General features: G+C 39.2%; 18 protein-coding genes. All 18 read right to left on the minus strand.

The genetic code is table 11. From position 1 onward, the window contains the following. Positions 1-9: 9 nt before the first annotated feature. Positions 10-2085 carry a type I DNA topoisomerase gene (gene topA, locus KUV80_RS05555; protein WP_222461666.1) on the minus strand — a complete coding sequence of 692 codons (2076 nt, stop codon included), beginning with the start codon at positions 2083-2085 and terminating at the stop codon, positions 10-12. A 98-nt stretch (positions 2086-2183) separates the two neighbouring features. Beyond that, positions 2184-3050, minus strand: a complete 867-nt coding sequence (gene dprA / locus KUV80_RS05560; protein ID WP_222461667.1) for a DNA-processing protein DprA — start codon at positions 3048-3050, stop codon at positions 2184-2186. A gap of 119 nt (positions 3051-3169) precedes the next feature. After that, positions 3170-4084: a succinate--CoA ligase subunit alpha gene (gene sucD / locus KUV80_RS05565; protein ID WP_222461668.1), complete on the minus strand. Its 915-nt coding sequence runs from the start codon at positions 4082-4084 to the stop codon at positions 3170-3172. Between the two features lie 37 nt (positions 4085-4121). Then, the gene (gene sucC, locus KUV80_RS05570; protein WP_222461669.1) at positions 4122-5282 is read right to left on the minus strand and encodes an ADP-forming succinate--CoA ligase subunit beta; all 1161 of its coding nucleotides are present in this window, start codon (positions 5280-5282) and stop codon (positions 4122-4124) included. 202 nt (positions 5283-5484) lie between these two features. Next, complete coding sequence (locus KUV80_RS05575; RefSeq protein WP_222461670.1) at positions 5485-5643, minus strand: small, acid-soluble spore protein, alpha/beta type; 159 nt, start codon at positions 5641-5643, stop codon at positions 5485-5487. 45 nt (positions 5644-5688) lie between these two features. Beyond that, positions 5689-5967, minus strand: a complete 279-nt coding sequence (locus KUV80_RS05580) for an EscU/YscU/HrcU family type III secretion system export apparatus switch protein (protein WP_222461671.1) — start codon at positions 5965-5967, stop codon at positions 5689-5691. Continuing rightward, positions 5964-7439, minus strand: a complete 1476-nt coding sequence (locus KUV80_RS05585) for a hypothetical protein (protein ID WP_222461672.1) — start codon at positions 7437-7439, stop codon at positions 5964-5966. Before KUV80_RS05585 ends, KUV80_RS05580 begins: the two co-directional genes overlap by 4 nt. A gap of 1 nt (position 7440) precedes the next feature. Next, entirely contained in the window at positions 7441-8226 is a 786-nt protein-coding gene (locus tag KUV80_RS05590; protein ID WP_222461673.1) for a ribonuclease HII, read from the minus strand. A gap of 98 nt (positions 8227-8324) precedes the next feature. After that, positions 8325-9182, minus strand: coding sequence for a ribosome biogenesis GTPase YlqF (ylqF, locus tag KUV80_RS05595; protein ID WP_222461674.1), 858 nt, complete (start codon positions 9180-9182; stop codon positions 8325-8327). Positions 9183-9197: 15 nt separating this feature from the next. After that, on the minus strand, positions 9198-9749 hold the full coding sequence (gene lepB, locus KUV80_RS05600; protein ID WP_222461675.1) for a signal peptidase I: 552 nt from the start codon (positions 9747-9749) through the stop codon (positions 9198-9200). Positions 9750-9833: 84 nt separating this feature from the next. Further along, positions 9834-10178 carry a 50S ribosomal protein L19 gene (rplS, locus tag KUV80_RS05605; protein WP_066289359.1) on the minus strand — a complete coding sequence of 115 codons (345 nt, stop codon included), beginning with the start codon at positions 10176-10178 and terminating at the stop codon, positions 9834-9836. A 115-nt stretch (positions 10179-10293) separates the two neighbouring features. Then, positions 10294-11037 (minus strand): tRNA (guanosine(37)-N1)-methyltransferase TrmD, encoded by a 744-nt coding sequence (gene trmD / locus KUV80_RS05610; protein WP_222461676.1) that lies wholly within the window; start codon positions 11035-11037, stop codon positions 10294-10296. Then, positions 11037-11552 carry a ribosome maturation factor RimM gene (gene rimM, locus KUV80_RS05615; protein WP_222461677.1) on the minus strand — a complete coding sequence of 172 codons (516 nt, stop codon included), beginning with the start codon at positions 11550-11552 and terminating at the stop codon, positions 11037-11039. The genes trmD and rimM overlap by 1 nt, the downstream gene beginning before the upstream one ends. Positions 11553-11965: 413 nt before the next feature. Continuing rightward, the gene (locus KUV80_RS05620) at positions 11966-12193 is read right to left on the minus strand and encodes a KH domain-containing protein (RefSeq protein ID WP_222461678.1); all 228 of its coding nucleotides are present in this window, start codon (positions 12191-12193) and stop codon (positions 11966-11968) included. Between the two features lie 22 nt (positions 12194-12215). Beyond that, the gene (gene rpsP / locus KUV80_RS05625; protein WP_066393596.1) at positions 12216-12488 is read right to left on the minus strand and encodes a 30S ribosomal protein S16; all 273 of its coding nucleotides are present in this window, start codon (positions 12486-12488) and stop codon (positions 12216-12218) included. Between the two features lie 82 nt (positions 12489-12570). Beyond that, positions 12571-13917, minus strand: a complete 1347-nt coding sequence (gene ffh / locus KUV80_RS05630) for a signal recognition particle protein (protein WP_222461679.1) — start codon at positions 13915-13917, stop codon at positions 12571-12573. Between the two features lie 15 nt (positions 13918-13932). Next, positions 13933-14256 (minus strand): putative DNA-binding protein, encoded by a 324-nt coding sequence (locus tag KUV80_RS05635; protein ID WP_222461680.1) that lies wholly within the window; start codon positions 14254-14256, stop codon positions 13933-13935. Positions 14257-14539: 283 nt separating this feature from the next. Next, positions 14540-15529, minus strand: coding sequence for a signal recognition particle-docking protein FtsY (ftsY, locus tag KUV80_RS05640; RefSeq protein ID WP_222461681.1), 990 nt, complete (start codon positions 15527-15529; stop codon positions 14540-14542). Positions 15530-15532 lie beyond the last annotated feature (3 nt).

The following is a 15532-nucleotide window of genomic DNA, read 5'->3' on the forward strand; positions in this document are numbered from 1 at the left end:
AAAAACTCCTTATTTAACTTCCTCTTCGGAATAGTCGCAGGATACACACTGTACAACTTTCCCTTTTTTCGTTTTCTTTTCTACTAACATACTATTGCATTTTGGACAAGTTCTCGCAAGAGGTTTATCCCAAGATACAAATTCGCATTCAGGGTAGCGATTACAGCCGTAGAATAGTCGTTTCTTTTTACTTTTTCTTTCAACGATATTTCCTTTATGACAAGTTGGACACGTCACTCCGATATCTTTAACGATCGGCTTTGTATTCCGGCAATCAGGAAAGTTAGAGCATGCCATAAATTTCCCGAAACGCCCCATCTTAAATACCATCTCATGTCCGCATTTCTCGCAATCTTCACCAGCAGGTTCATCTTTGATCTCTACTTTTTGCATTTCTTCTTCTGCAATCTTTAGTTTCTTCTCAAACTTTTTATAGAAATCATCAATTATGCCGATCCAATTTTCTTTTCCATCTTCGACTTCATCCAAATCACTTTCCATTTTGGCAGTGAACTCAACGTTAAACACTTCAGGAAAAAATTCGAGTGTCATTTCAAGAACAAGACCACCTAGTTCAGTCGGAACAAACTTCTTATCATCAAGGGCGACATATCCTCTTTTTTGGATCGTATCCAATGTTGGCGCATATGTCGACGGTCGTCCAATACCCAGTTCTTCCATCGTGCGAACAAGTCTCGCCTCAGAATATCGAGGTGGTGGTTGTGTAAAATGCTGCGTAGGTTCAAGTTCTTTCTTATCGACCTTCATACCCTCTTGTACGTCTGGCAGGATGCGGTCTTCTTCTTTTTTACCGTCATCATTTCCTTCTACATATACTTTCATAAATCCAGGAAACTTAACTTTTGATCCTGTAGCACGGAAGGTAACTCCCCCGTTTTGAAGATCAACCGTCATCGTATCTAATACTGCTGAGGCCATCTGGCTAGCTAGAAAGCGTTCCCAGATCAATTTGTATAGACGGAGCTGATCTCTCGATAAGTAGTTCTTCAGATCTTTTGGATGGTACATAACAGAAGTCGGACGGATTGCTTCGTGAGCATCCTGAGCATTTTTCCCCGCTTTCTTTTCAGCTCTGCTGCTGTTTACGTATTGCTTTCCGAATTCATCTGAAATAAACTGAGACGCTTCTTCTTTAGCGGTATCGGATATACGAGTAGAGTCTGTACGCATATAGGTGATTAAACCTACCGTTCCTTCTTTCCCTAAATCCATACCTTCATATAATTGCTGGGCAATCATCATCGTTTTCTTCGCTCTGAAGTTTAGTTTTCGAGCGGCTTCCTGCTGAAGAGAAGAAGTGATAAACGGGGGAGAAGGATTTCTTCTTCTTTCTTTCTTTTGAACAGAATCAATCGTAAACGACTTACCTTTGATTTTGCTGAGTATATCTTTTACCTCTTGTTCATTAGAAAGCTCTTTCTTTTTCCCATCAACTCCATAGAACTGTGCTTCAAAATCATCTCCAGAAGCAGAGAAGATACCTTTTATCTTCCAATATTCTTCTGGTTGGAATGCTTCAATCTCTTTTTCACGTTCTACAATTAAACGAACGGCAACGGTCTGAACACGTCCGGCGCTCAGTCCCTTTTTAATTTTCTTCCATAATAAAGGACTGACTTTATAACCTACGAGTCTATCCAGAATTCTGCGAGCCTGCTGAGCATCTACAAGATCCATGTTGATCTTGCGAGGACGTTTAAAGGAGTCCTTAATCGCGGTTTTTGTAATTTCATTAAATACGACTCTGCATTCTGAATCTAAATCAATATCTAAACTATGAGCTAAATGCCAAGCAATTGCTTCACCTTCACGATCCGGGTCAGCCGCGAGAAAAATTTGTTTCGCTTTTTTTGCTGCTGTTTTTAAATCTTTTAAGATAGGACCTTTTCCTCGGATCGTTATATATTTAGGATCATAATTCTCTTCAACATCAACACCTATTTGACTTCTAGGCAGGTCACGTACATGTCCCATTGAAGCTTTAACGTCATATTTGCTCCCTAAATATTTTTTTATCGTCTTTGCTTTTGCGGGAGACTCAACAATGACTAAGTATTTTTCCATTTACAGTTTATCCCCCTTTAAGGGTTTAGTGAAATCTTCCCTATTATTAAATAATGTATCTGCATTTGTCAAACTCTTTCCTATTAAAATGATAGCGTTTATAACCATTCATTTTGAATATCTTCAGCACTCATCACAAGTTTTGCTCCATTTTGGATTAAAAAATTGGTGCCTGCTGCACACTCTTCAAGAATCGATCCAGGTATCGCAAAAACATCTCTGCCTTGTTCAAGTGCTTGGTCAGCTGTAATTAATGAACCGCTCTTCGTTCTCGCCTCAGCTACTAATGTCGCCTTGCTTAGACCGCTAATTATACGGTTCCGGATTGGAAAATGCCAGCGTTTCGGCGGGACAGTCGGCGGAAACTCTGAAAGCAGCAAGCCTTGTTTCGTTATCTGCTCAGCGAGTTTACTATTTTCCCTTGGATACACCCGTTGTAAACCTGAACCTAATACGGCTACCGTTTTAGAATCGTTTTTTATACATAATTCATGGCTAAATGTGTCTATTCCTAATGCAAGACCGCTAATAACTGTCCAAGAATCGCAAATTAGAGGATGAATGACTTTTTTTAAAGCTAACAATCCCTCTTTACTTGGATGTCTAGTTCCGACGACACTTATCATTTTATCCTGTTTTAGTGCACTCCAATCCCCTTTGCCATAGAGTACCCACGGCGGATCAAAAATAGTCTTCAATCGTACTGGATAATCTTTATGAAAAATAGTTACCGCACAGATTGCGTTTTTCTTTAAATGGTTCATTATGTATGTACTGTTTTTATGATTCAAGTGGCTGTATAAACGCTCTGCCATTCGTTCAGTGAACCCGAATGTCTTCATCATAGCTGAGATACTCAACGAAAAAGTTTCTACTAATTCTGGATCAACTTTTAAAATAGTATAGATATGTTTCCATGTCAGCCCTTCGCAATGATGAAGAAAAATTAAGCGTTCATGATCCAACTCTTCTTCCCCCTTAAGTAAATCAAATACAAGTTATTTTATTAAATGAAAAAGCTCCCGAATCTGGGAGCTTTTCATGATGAATAGAAAATACGATTTTTTTACTGCTCAAATCTAGATTATGCTTTTGTTTTGTGTGTCACACAACGATCGTACAGATTGTTTTCTTTAAGTGCTTCTACCAACGTTTCTCCCATTACAGAAGGAGTTGCCGCTACTTTAATTCCGCACTCTTTCATTGTTCTAATCTTCTCGTCAGCAGTACCTTTACCGCCTGAAATGATAGCTCCAGCATGCCCCATACGTTTTCCTGGAGGAGCTGTTTGACCACCGATAAAACCAACAACAGGTTTCTTCATGTTCGCTTTAACCCATTCAGCAGCTTCTTCTTCTGCAGTTCCGCCAATCTCACCGATCATGATTACAGCATACGTATCCTCGTCTTCGTTAAACGCCTTTAAAACGTCAATAAAGTCTGTCCCGTTTACTGGGTCTCCCCCGATACCTACTGCTGTTGATTGTCCGATTCCACGCTCTGTCAATTGGTGCACTGCTTCATACGTTAATGTTCCAGAACGAGATACTACACCAACATGACCTTTTGTGTGAATATATCCTGGCATAATACCAATTTTACACTCTTCTGGTGTAATGACTCCAGGACAGTTTGGTCCTACTAGGCGTGTTTTCTTGCCTTCCATATAACGCTTAACTTTAACCATATCCATTACAGGAATACCTTCTGTAATACAGATAGCAAGGTCAAGCTCGGCATCAACAGCTTCGATGATTGCTTCTGCAGCAAATGCAGGAGGAACGTAAATAACAGAAGCATTTGCCCCAGTTTCTTTAACTGCATCAACAACCGTATTGAATACAGGAAGACCTTCAACTTCTGAACCACCTTTACCAGGTGTTACTCCGCCCACAATTTTCGTACCATATTCAAGCATCTGTTTCGTATGGAAAAGACCAACAGAACCTGTAATACCCTGAACGATAACTTTCGTGTCTTTATTAATAAAAATGCTCATGCTTTAAATTCCCATCCTTCCTACAATGTTTTCTCTATTACTTTACTAGCGCGACGATTTTCTCTGCACCGTCAGCCATAGAATCAGCAGCTGTAATATTAAGTCCGGACTCTTTTAGAATCTTTTTACCAAGATCAACATTCGTTCCTTCTAAACGAACAACGAGTGGCAATTCAAGACCGACTTGTTTTGTAGCTTCAACTACACCGTTGGCAATAATGTCACATTTCATGATACCACCAAAGATGTTAACGAAGATTCCTTTAACATTCTTGTCTGAAAGAATGATCTTGAATGCTTCTGTTACTTTTTCAGTTGTAGCACCGCCCCCAACGTCAAGGAAGTTAGCGGGATCTCCACCGTAATGCTTAATGATGTCCATAGTAGCCATAGCTAGTCCAGCACCATTAACCATACAACCGATGTTTCCATCAAGTGAGATATAGCTAAGATCGTATTTTGAAGCTTCAATTTCTTTTGCATCTTCTTCTTCTAAATCGCGATATTCTAAAATATCTTTATGGCGATAAAGTGCATTTGAATCAAAGTTCATTTTAGCGTCAAGTGCCATAACGCTTCCATCACCTGTAACAACTAACGGATTGATCTCTGCGATAGAGCAATCTTTGTCAACAAACGCTGTATATAATCCCAACATAAACTTAACTGCTTTTCCTACTAGTTCAGTTGGAATGTTAATGTTGTATGCAAGACGTCTTGCTTGGAATGCCTGAAGACCGATAGCTGGATCGATCACTTCTTTGAAGATTTTTTCTGGCGTTTCTTCAGCTACTTCTTCAATCTCAGTTCCGCCTTCTTCAGATCCCATCATGACTACACTGGAGGTAGCACGATCAAGAACAAGTCCGATATAATATTCCTTTTTAATATCGCAGCCTTCTTCTATGAGTAAGCGCTTTACTTCTTTGCCTTCAGGTCCTGTTTGGTGAGTTACTAGGACTTTACCTAAAATATCATTTGCGTATGTACGCACTTCATCAAGGCTTTTGGCTACCTTTACGCCACCCGCTTTACCGCGGCCACCTGCGTGAATCTGTGCTTTAACTACAGATACAGTGCTCCCCAGTTCCTTTGCAGCTTCTACAGCCTCTTCGACAGTAAATGCTACTTTCCCGTTTGGAACAGCCACACCATATTTTCTAAGTATCTCTTTACCTTGGTATTCGTGGATATTCATTTACTCTCCATCCTCCTATCATGGTGAAAACTTAAAGTACCGTTATCATTGTATAAGACCGCGCGAATAATGTCTACTATTCTTCAGAAAATTGCAAGCGCATACAACGTTTTAAAGCCACCAAAAAAACCAAAACCACATAAATGCGATTTTGGTTTTACGGCATTTTATCTTTAGAAAAAAGCCAATTCCATATTGCCCTTCATTTCTTTTTTCCGTTTTGCTGTTCTTTAATGAGCTTAGGTGTAATAGCTTCTTTTTCTCCGACCGATCGATAGATTCCAAACTCTTCAGCCATTTCTTCTTTAAACTGGTTCACCAACTGTTCAGATTGCTTAACAACTAGTTTGTTTCTTGGCATGGTACTCACTCCTTTTATGTTAGCAATGCCCAAAAACAGACCTATTTATGTTTTATTTTCTGCTTCTTTATCCAGCTTATAAATAAATGCGAACAATTCTGCTACTACTTCATACAGCTCTTCAGGAATACTTTCTTGTATTTCTAATTTAGATAACAACTGAACAAGTGAAGGATCTTCCTGAACAGGAATATTATGCTCTGAAGCGAGTTGAACAATCTTTTCAGCTGTCTCTCCTCTACCTTTACCTACTACGACAGGAGAACCTGACTCTAAGGGATCGTATTTAAGAGCAACTGCTTCTTTTGTGTTTTTCTTCTTCATACACGCAAGTCCATTCCTTTATAAGATGTAATTGTGTCTTTTTGTCCGATCTCTTTTTGTGGTTTTTGTGTAAATGAGATGGAAGAGAGCGTGAAATGAATAACGTTTAAGCTCTTTTTTAATGAAGGGATGAATGCACCTGATAACTTTTCGATATTCGGGTAGTCACTATAAACTTTTAAAGATATTATTCTGTTTTGGATCTGCACATCTACTGCCACTTCTTTTAGACTCTTCATCTCCAGCCAAAACAGCATTCTGCAATGGTTTGGATCTAATGATTGTCCTTTTTGCTTTCTGCCTTCCCAATGAATCGTTATTTCTTTGGGATTTGTCTCCTGACCAAAAGGAATCTGTAGAACAAATTGCTGCATTCCATCGTTGTTCGGATGATTTTGAATCTGCTGACTTGTTATTTTCAGAAGAGCTTGCTCAACCTTTTGCAGGACACTTTCTGGCAGCTCAAGCAGTTGGGTACTCTGCTGCAATAAAAGCAGCTGTGATTTTAAAGTTTCTGTTTGCTTTATTTGAACTGGATCAAACAAGAGATTTCTTTCATGTAAAAGACCTGATTTATGCAGCCATTTCTGAACAGCCTGCAAAAACTCACTTGAAGCAGGATGACGCTTAACTTCATTTAAGGAACCATCAGATTTCCCCGTTTGAAGAGTTTCAGTCCTGATTAGGTCATCCGTTGTATGCTTAAAAGCTGAGTTGTGCTTCCCGTCTTGTAAAACAAGTTTTGTATTTGAAATGGAAGTGGAAGGTTCACCTTTACTCATTTGACCATCCGCATTTACGGTTGTAGAGAGAGCTGACCTTTGCTCCAACTTACTGTTTTTTGGTTGAAAACCAAATAGGTCTTGAAGAAGGTTTACCGTTTTTGCTATTTGTTTATCCTTATGTGCTGAAGGAAGTAATGACTCATATAATTCGACCATCTCCGCTTGTCCCGTTGTTTTAGTCAAACTGTTCGCTACGGCTTTTACGGAATCAGGATGTGCAGCTAGTTGAAGCTCCAGCATACGATGGATAACCTCTTTTTTTATAGTAAAAGGTAACCCTGTGGTTAACTGCATAAGATCGCCAATTTGTTTTACATTTTCTTTCGTTAACGGTATTTTTTCTGACACAGCAAATTCAACGGCTTTTTTCATATGATCAGAAGAAACGACATTCAACTTTTGTAAGATCTGGTCCGTTGTAGATTTTATAGTGTCTACATCTATTTTCTTTAAAAGAATCGTTCCCTTATTTTCTGCTACTTCAAACAAGTACCGATTGCCTTTTGTTAATGGAGCTTCAAGTTTTGCGTGGATCGTTGCGCCATTGTATAAAATGGTTGCAGATTGATCAGGAAAAATCTCAAGTATTTTTGCCATTAGCAGCTGATTTGGCTTTAAAGAGATCATTCCTTCTATCATTTTTGGTGATATGTGTTGTGGACTGATGATGTTGTTAAATGGTAACACCTTAATCACTCCCGGTAATCTGTATAAATTCTCCTACAGGATTAAATGATTTACGATGAATATCTGTTGCGCCCCACGTTCTTAACGCTTCTAAGTGTTCTTTCGTTCCATATCCCATATTTGTACTAAATCCATAGTGAGGATATCTCTCATCTAATTTTCTCATGTATCGATCTCTCGTCACTTTTGCTACGATCGAGGCGGCTGCAATGGAGATGCTTTTTTCATCCCCTTTTATAATCTTTCGCTGATCGATAGGCAAAGGAACTTCCATAGCATCAATTAATAATTGATCAGGTTCAACTGCAAGCTTGGTAATTGCCTCCGTCATTGCTAGCTTTGAAGCCTGGTAAATATTAATCTTATCGATCTCAGCAGGTTGAACTAAAGTAACACTATAGCTTATGGCATCTTCTTTAATTTTATCGTACAAAGCTTCCCGTTTTTTTTCAGAAAGTTTTTTAGAGTCGTTGATCCCTGTAACTGTGTAGCCAATAGGCAAGATGACAGCTGCGGCAACAACTGGTCCAGCTAATGGTCCGCGCCCAACCTCGTCTACGCCAGCAATTAATATTTTCCCATTAGATATGCACTCATTCTCAAAAAACCGCATCGTTTCTAGTCTGTTTAATTCTGCTTCTTTTTCTAACAACCTTTTAGTGTAAAGGTTATATAGTTTTATTGCGCCTTGTCTATCATCAAGAGCAAGCCCTTTTAACAATTGAGGTATCTTCTCCTCTTGACTGCTCTTTAATCGTTGTTCCCATTCTTTAATTGAAATTCTCATTTTCCCCACGCTCTATTATGTATTTTATATCGTCCCAATAACGAAAAGTGTAAAGAAAACAGGCACATATATTTACGCACCTGTTTAATTTCAAGTATTTATTTGATTAATTCTGGTTGTTCATAAGAAAGTCGACCAAGTTTTTCAGAACGAAGATCCCGAAGAACAATCTCAGCGGTTTTTTCAAGATCAATCTCTCCGCCGCTCATGATACACCCTCTTTTTTTGCCGATTTCTTCAAATAACTTCATGTTATCTTCAGGCAAAGTAGTGAGTTTATATCTTTCTTTTAAACGGTCTTGATAATGTTCGCTTAAGTACTTCACAGCAAATAAAACGACTTCTGTAAAGTCAAACAATGTCTCTTTAATAGCTCCAGTTACTGCAAGCTTTAGTCCGATTGCTTGATCTTCAAACTTTGGCCACAGAATTCCAGGTGTGTCTAGAAGTTCTAATGTTTGACCAGCTTTAATCCATTGCTGTCTTTTCGTTACGCCAGGTTTATCACCAGTAACTGCGATGTTCTTGCCTGCCATACGATTAATGATGGTTGACTTTCCTACGTTCGGGATACCGACAATCAATGCACGCACTGCACGCGTTTTCACGATTCCCTTCGCTCTCATTTTATCGAACTTTTCTTTAACAAGTTCATGAGCCAGTGGTTCTATATTTTTAATCCCTTTACCGTCTTGAGAGTTGATCGCTAATGAAGGAATTCCCTTCTCCGAAAAATAACTTTGCCATAATGACGTAACCTTCGGATCAGCAAGATCAGCTTTGTTTAAAAGTACGATTCGGGGTTTTCCTAACAAGATTTCATCGATCATTGGGTTTCTTGAAGCTAGCGGAATCCTTGCATCCACGAGTTCAAAAACAACATCGATCATTTTAAGTTTTTCAGTTATTTCCCGCCTTGCTTTCGCCATATGGCCTGGAAACCATTGAATTGTCATTTACTTCACCCTACTTTACTTTACAAATCCTATTTCTGATAACGGCCAGAAGCGGAAGGAAGCTTTTCCTAAAACATATTCATCTTCTACTGTTCCGATGTTTCTGCTGTCGCTGGAATTGCGGCGGTTATCCCCTAATACAAACAGCTCTCCTTTAGGCACTTTTTGCTCTGCAGTCACTTCAAGCAATGTAAAGTCGTACGTAAAGTTGCCGTCTTTCGTTTTTTTCTTATACGGTTCTAAGTATTCTTCTTTTACCTTTTTACCATTCACGAAAAGGGTGTCATCTTTATATTCAACTGTATCACCCGGTAAGCCAATTACTCTCTTTATGTAATCTTTTTCTTCTGATGCATGAAATACGACGATATCAAATCTCTTAGGTTCACCCATCATATAACTGAACTTATTAACAATTAATCGATCGCCATCCTGAAGTGTAGGCATCATGGATTGTCCATCAACTACTACAGGTGCGAACAGAAAGAATCGTATAATTCCTGCTAACAATAATGCTGCAGCTAATGCTTTAATCCATTCCCATGTTTCGTTTTTTGTTCGTACCATTCTAAATCCTCACCGTCTCCTAGAAATTCCTTACTTATAATATGGAAAAAGGAGCTTGAGTAGTCAAGCTCCTTTCGAAAATTATTAGCGAATTTCTTTAATACGAGCTGCTTTACCACGAAGTGCACGAAGATAGTATAGCTTCGCACGGCGAACTTTACCGCGGCGCACAACTTCAAGGTTCGCGATCTTAGGTGAATGTACAGGGAACGCACGCTCCACACCTACACCGTAAGAAATTTTACGAACAGTAAACGTTTCAGAAATCCCAGACCCACGCTTTTTGATAACAACGCCTTCAAAAAGCTGGATACGCTCACGAGTACCCTCAATTACTTTCACGTGTACACGTACAGTGTCACCTGAACGGAATTTAGGTAAATCTGATTTCAATTGATCTTTTGCTAGATCTGCAATAAGCTGTTGCATAGTTTATTGCCTCCCTTCCCATAGATGTTCTTGCTTTACATTACTAAGCAGCGGAACACCGGATTAAACGGGCATAAGCCACAAACAATATCATAACATACTTAACAAATGACTATCAAGTTGTTTTATGATTATCTTTTATTTCTTGAAGCCAATCTTCTTCTTCACGAGTAAGATCGATCTTTTCAAGTAAGTCCGGTCTTCGCTCGAACGTTCTTCTCAGTGACTCTTTTCTACGCCAGATCTCTATATTTTTATGGTTTCCAGACGTTAGTACTTCAGGTACTTTCATCCCTCTAAAATCAGCAGGTCTCGTATATTGAGGGTGCTCTAGCATTCCTGTACTGAATGAATCTTGCAGATGCGATTCTTCCTTTCCTAAAACCCCAGGAAGCAGCCTCGTCACCGCATCAATCACTACCATAGCTCCAAGCTCTCCGCCTGTTAACACATAATCGCCAATCGATATCTCATCAGTCACCAAATGTTCTCTTACCCGCTCATCATAGCCTTCATAATGCCCGCATAAAAAAATGAGATGCTTCTCTTGTGAAAGCTCTTCTGCTTTTCTTTGAGTAAAACGCTCTCCTTGAGGACAGAGCAAGATAATGCGCGGTTTATGCGAGACTTCTTTTGACAGCGTTTCTACAGCGTCAAACAGCGGCTGAGGCGTTAAAACCATACCTGCCCCGCCACCATAAGGATAATCATCTACATTTCGATGCTTGTTCGTCGAAAACTCGCGAAAATCCAGCACCTGAAACCTAACAGCACTTTTTTCTTGAGCCTTCTTTAGGATGGATTGACCAAAAACACCTGAAAACATGTCTGGAAACAGGCTTAACACATCTATTTTCATTAGAACAATCCTTCTAACGGTTCGATGATAACTTTTTTATTATCAATATCTACTGTCTTTACAACTGAAGGAATGTAAGGGATCAATATGTCTGATCCGAATCCTTTTCGTTTAACCACCCATACATCATTTGCACCAGGTGACAGGATCTCTTTGATTTTTCCTAATTCTTCACCTTCTAGAGTAAATACAGAACAACCTATGATGTCGTGGTAAAAAAATTCACCCTCATCTAGTGTAACAGATTGTTCTTTTGGCACTTTTAATAAATACCCTTTAAATGGCTCAACATCATTTATATTTCCGTGGTCTTTAAAGGTTAAGAGATCAAACTGTTTATGTTTTCGGTGTGTTTCAATGGTTACAGGTACAAGTTCGTTTGGACCTTTTTCTACATATAAAGTATTTCCAATTTTATATCGTTCCTCTGGAAAATCAGTTCTAGAAATTACACGAACTTCTCCTCTAATTCCATGTGTGTTTACGATTTTGCCAACGTTCAGCCATTTATCCATTGTTAAACCCTTCTCTCGTACAATAATTTCTATTTGTTCTCTGTTCTAAATTTTAGCATAAAACACGTTATGTATACTTCGTTCTTAATAAAAGTAAAGCCAGTTTTCTAAAAGATTGTTGCTAATCGTCATGTATAAGTCTTCGTAGACAGTTGAGTGGAGTACAAGGTGCGATACTATGGCTAGGATAGGATAAGCGTGCCTACTACATGAGAATACATCAAAGGCATGCGCCGAGTAATCATGGTTCGGTGGATCTGCTGCAGACGCAGGAACACTCTTTCTCTAAACAAGGCTCACCTCACGTCTCGCGGAAATCGAGCATGCTGAAACAGAAAACAACTCTTCTCAAAAACAACTACGTTTACGAAAAACAGGAAAAGAAAAAAAGGAAGAGGTATCCCTCATCCTTTTTAAACGATTTCGATTGAAATCCTTTTATTTTGATTGGTTCCCGCTGCATTAACAACAGTACGAATCGCTTTTGCCACTCGTCCTTGTTTACCGATCACTTTCCCCATATCGGTTTGATGAACGGTTAACTGATAGACAAGACGATGGCCGTCTTTGACTTCTTTGACGCTAACTTCCTCTGGGTGATCAACTAGAGCCTTCACAATCGCTTCGATCAACTCTGTCATCATAGTTCCCCTTTAGTCAAAATTATTTTTGGTTCTTTGCGTTATGGAATTTCTCCATAAGTCCAGCTTTTGAGAATAGGTTACGAACTGTGTCAGATGGCTTTGCACCATTTGTCATCCACTCAAGAGCTTTCTCTTCATTGATCTTAACTTCAGCTGGGTTAGCAACTGGGTTGTAAGTTCCGATCTCTTCAATGAAACGTCCATCACGAGGAGAACGAGAATCTGCTACTACTACACGATAAAAAGGAGCTTTCTTAGCACCCATGCGTTTTAAACGAATTTTTACTGCCATTATAACTTGCACCTCCGAAAATAGTTCACACAAAATAATATAATAGTATAAATTGACAGGTTTGTAAACCTGAAAATTCAGTTTACATAAAAGGGAATTTAAATCCACCTTTTTTCTTTTTGCCGCTCATCATACCGGACATTTGTTTCATCATCTTTTTCATGTCCTCGAACTGTTTGATCAGGCGGTTAATTTCTTGCACCGGTCGTCCGCTGCCTTTAGCAATACGTCGTTTCCGGCTGGCATTAATAATTTCAGGCTGTTCTCTTTCATGAAGAGTCATTGAACGAATGATAGCTTCAACGTGATTGATCTGCTTTTCGTCAATCTGAACGTTTTTCAAGCCCTTCATCTTGTTTGAACCTGGAAGCATGCCAAGTACTTCATCTAATGGTCCAAGATTTCGAACCTGCCCCATCTGATCAAGAAAATCATCAAATGTAAACGACATATCACGCATTTTCTTTTGAAGATCACGCGCTTTTTCTTCATCTACTGAGGACTGTGCCTTTTCGATAAGAGTCAGCATGTCACCCATTCCTAAGATTCTAGAAGCCATTCGGTCCGGATGGAACGGCTCTAACGCATCCATCTTTTCACCAAGACCAACAAATTTTATTGGAAGTCCTGTAACAGCTTTGATCGATAGGGCTGCACCACCGCGTGTATCACCATCAAGCTTGGTTAATACAACACCTGTAATTCCTAATGCATCATTAAAGCTTTGGGCAACATTGACCGCATCTTGACCTGTCATCGCATCTACAACAAGGAAAATCTCGTCAGGTTTAGCAACTTCTTTAACCTGTTTCAACTCGTCCATCAACGTTTCATCAATATGCAAACGTCCCGCTGTGTCAATAATGACATAATCATGATGGTCTTCCTTTGCCTTTACAATAGCTGATTCAGCAATTATAACGGGGCTAACTTTGTCTCCCATTTGAAAAACCGGAAGATCAAGCTGTTTTCCAACCGTTTCTAATTGCTTAATCGCCGCAGGTCGATAAATATCAGCTGCAGCAAGAAGCGGTTTGCGGTTTTGTTTTTTTCGTAAATGGTTCGCAAGCTTTCCAGTAGTAGTCGTTTTACCTGCACCTTGAAGACCTACCATCATAATGACGGTTGGCGGCCGGTTAGAAACAGCAATCTTGCTCTGTTCTCCACCCATAAGTGACGTAAGTTCTTCGTTAACTACTTTTACAACTTGCTGTCCAGGTGTCAGGCTTTTGAAAACTTCCTGACCAACTGCACGTTCAGATACCCTTTTCACAAAATCCTTAACCACTTTAAAGTTAACGTCCGCCTCAAGAAGAGCAAGGCGTACTTCCCTCATCATTTCCTTTACATCCGTTTCATTTACTTTCCCTTTTCCACGAATCTTTTGTAAAGTGCTCTGAAGACGGTCGGCTAAACCTTCAAATGCCATCTCACTGAACGCCTCCTATTCCATATTTTCAAGGCGATCGATAATTGCAATTACGTTATCAGGTTCAGATTTCAGAAGCTCTCTTAAAGATGACAGCAACTGGTCACGTTCCTGAAACTTTGCAAAAAGCCCTAACTTATCTTCGTATTCTTCCAGCATCGCCTCTGTCCGTTTAATATTATCATAAACAGCTTGGCGGCTGACATTATATTGTTCAGCAATTTCACCTAGAGAATAATCGTCCAAATAATACAAACCCATATAGTTCTTTTGTTTAGGGGTCAACAGTGATTGGTAAAAATCAAAGAGATAATTTATTCTCATCGTTTTATCGAGCATACTTTCACAACCCTTGTTAAGTGAAATGCCTTTACATGAATACTATACAAGGATGAAAATTAGATGTCAAGTTTTTTTCTTAACAGAATGAATACCCAACACATGCTCTGGTGCTCAACTCTAGGAGAGATTGAGTACATGAATTTCCTGTAAATGTCAATTTATGTGATTGCCTCCTGTTTTTATTTGATTGAGTCCATTTTTTATATGATTATTGTGCATTTTTAAATGATGGATGACTCTTTTTATGTGAAGTTCGCCATTCCAAAAAAAAGAAGCAGATTTACTCTGCTTCTTCCTCATCTTCCGTTCCTGCAAACAACCCGTAAACGAACTGTTCAGGATCAAATTCTTGAAGATCATCAATTTTCTCGCCTAAGCCTACAAATTTAACAGGGATATCCAGTTCATGACGGATAGCAAGAACGATTCCGCCCTTTGCTGTTCCATCAAGTTTTGTTAAGACAAGACCTGTAACATCAGTAGATTGGCCGAATGTTTTGGCCTGGTTCATCGCATTTTGCCCAGTCGTAGCATCAACGACTAAAAGGACTTCGTGTGGTGCGCCTGGTACTTCTCTTTCGATTACCCGTTTAACTTTTGAAAGCTCGTTCATTAGATTTACTTTATTTTGCAATCGTCCAGCTGTATCGCATAATAAAACATCCGCTTTTCGCGATTTTGCAGCTTGAATGCTGTCATAGATTACCGCTGCAGGGTCAGCTCCTTCGTGATGCTTGATCACATCAACTCCAGCACGTTCTCCCCAAACTTCGAGTTGATCGATCGCCCCAGCTCGGAAAGTATCTCCTGCCGCTAAAATCACTTTTTTTCCTTCATTTTTTAATTGATGCGCAAGTTTACCAATTGTAGTCGTTTTCCCGACTCCGTTCACACCAACAAATAAAATAATGGTCATACCTTCTGATTGCAGGAGAAGTTTGTGGTCGCCATCATCTTTTTGAAGCATCTCAGCAAGTTTTTCTGTGATTGCTGATCGAAGTTCCATCGGATCTTGAATGTTTTTCGTTCGGGCAACATCTTTAAGTTGGTCAATTATATCGAGAACCGTATGAACACCAACATCTGCTCCAATTAAGATCTCTTCCAATTCTTCAAAGAATTCTTCATCCACTTTTCGATAACGTTTCAACAGATCATTAACTTTAAAAGAGAAAGAACCTCTCGTTTTTTCCAAACCTGTTTTAAACTTCTCAGATACCGATTCTGATTGATTTGAAAATTTATCTTTTAATCGTTTTAAAAAGCTCACTAT

Source organism: Fictibacillus nanhaiensis (assembly GCF_019801215.1).
Taxonomy (GTDB): Bacteria; Bacillota; Bacilli; order Bacillales; family Fictibacillaceae; genus Fictibacillus; species Fictibacillus nanhaiensis_C.

What these genes read in the sequence shown, in the direction of transcription:
- rimM (WP_222461677.1), bottom strand. Translation starts at nt 11,552, where the DNA reads ATGGATAAATGGCTGAACGTTGGCAAAATCGTAAACACACATGGAATT.
- sucD (WP_222461668.1), bottom strand. Translation starts at nt 4,084, where the DNA reads ATGAGCATTTTTATTAATAAAGACACGAAAGTTATCGTTCAGGGTATT.
- KUV80_RS05575 (WP_222461670.1), bottom strand. Translation starts at nt 5,643, where the DNA reads ATGCCAAGAAACAAACTAGTTGTTAAGCAATCTGAACAGTTGGTGAAC.
- KUV80_RS05635 (WP_222461680.1), bottom strand. Translation starts at nt 14,256, where the DNA reads ATGCTCGATAAAACGATGAGAATAAATTATCTCTTTGATTTTTACCAA.
- rpsP (WP_066393596.1), bottom strand. Translation starts at nt 12,488, where the DNA reads ATGGCAGTAAAAATTCGTTTAAAACGCATGGGTGCTAAGAAAGCTCCT.
- topA (WP_222461666.1), bottom strand. Translation starts at nt 2,085, where the DNA reads ATGGAAAAATACTTAGTCATTGTTGAGTCTCCCGCAAAAGCAAAGACG.
- KUV80_RS05590 (WP_222461673.1), bottom strand. Translation starts at nt 8,226, where the DNA reads ATGAGAATTTCAATTAAAGAATGGGAACAACGATTAAAGAGCAGTCAA.
- ffh (WP_222461679.1), bottom strand. Translation starts at nt 13,917, where the DNA reads ATGGCATTTGAAGGTTTAGCCGACCGTCTTCAGAGCACTTTACAAAAG.
- KUV80_RS05580 (WP_222461671.1), bottom strand. Translation starts at nt 5,967, where the DNA reads ATGAAGAAGAAAAACACAAAAGAAGCAGTTGCTCTTAAATACGATCCC.
- rplS (WP_066289359.1), bottom strand. Translation starts at nt 10,178, where the DNA reads ATGCAACAGCTTATTGCAGATCTAGCAAAAGATCAATTGAAATCAGAT.
- KUV80_RS05620 (WP_222461678.1), bottom strand. Translation starts at nt 12,193, where the DNA reads ATGACAGAGTTGATCGAAGCGATTGTGAAGGCTCTAGTTGATCACCCA.
- sucC (WP_222461669.1), bottom strand. Translation starts at nt 5,282, where the DNA reads ATGAATATCCACGAATACCAAGGTAAAGAGATACTTAGAAAATATGGT.
- ylqF (WP_222461674.1), bottom strand. Translation starts at nt 9,182, where the DNA reads ATGACAATTCAATGGTTTCCAGGCCATATGGCGAAAGCAAGGCGGGAA.
- trmD (WP_222461676.1), bottom strand. Translation starts at nt 11,037, where the DNA reads ATGAAAATAGATGTGTTAAGCCTGTTTCCAGACATGTTTTCAGGTGTT.
- lepB (WP_222461675.1), bottom strand. Translation starts at nt 9,749, where the DNA reads ATGGTACGAACAAAAAACGAAACATGGGAATGGATTAAAGCATTAGCT.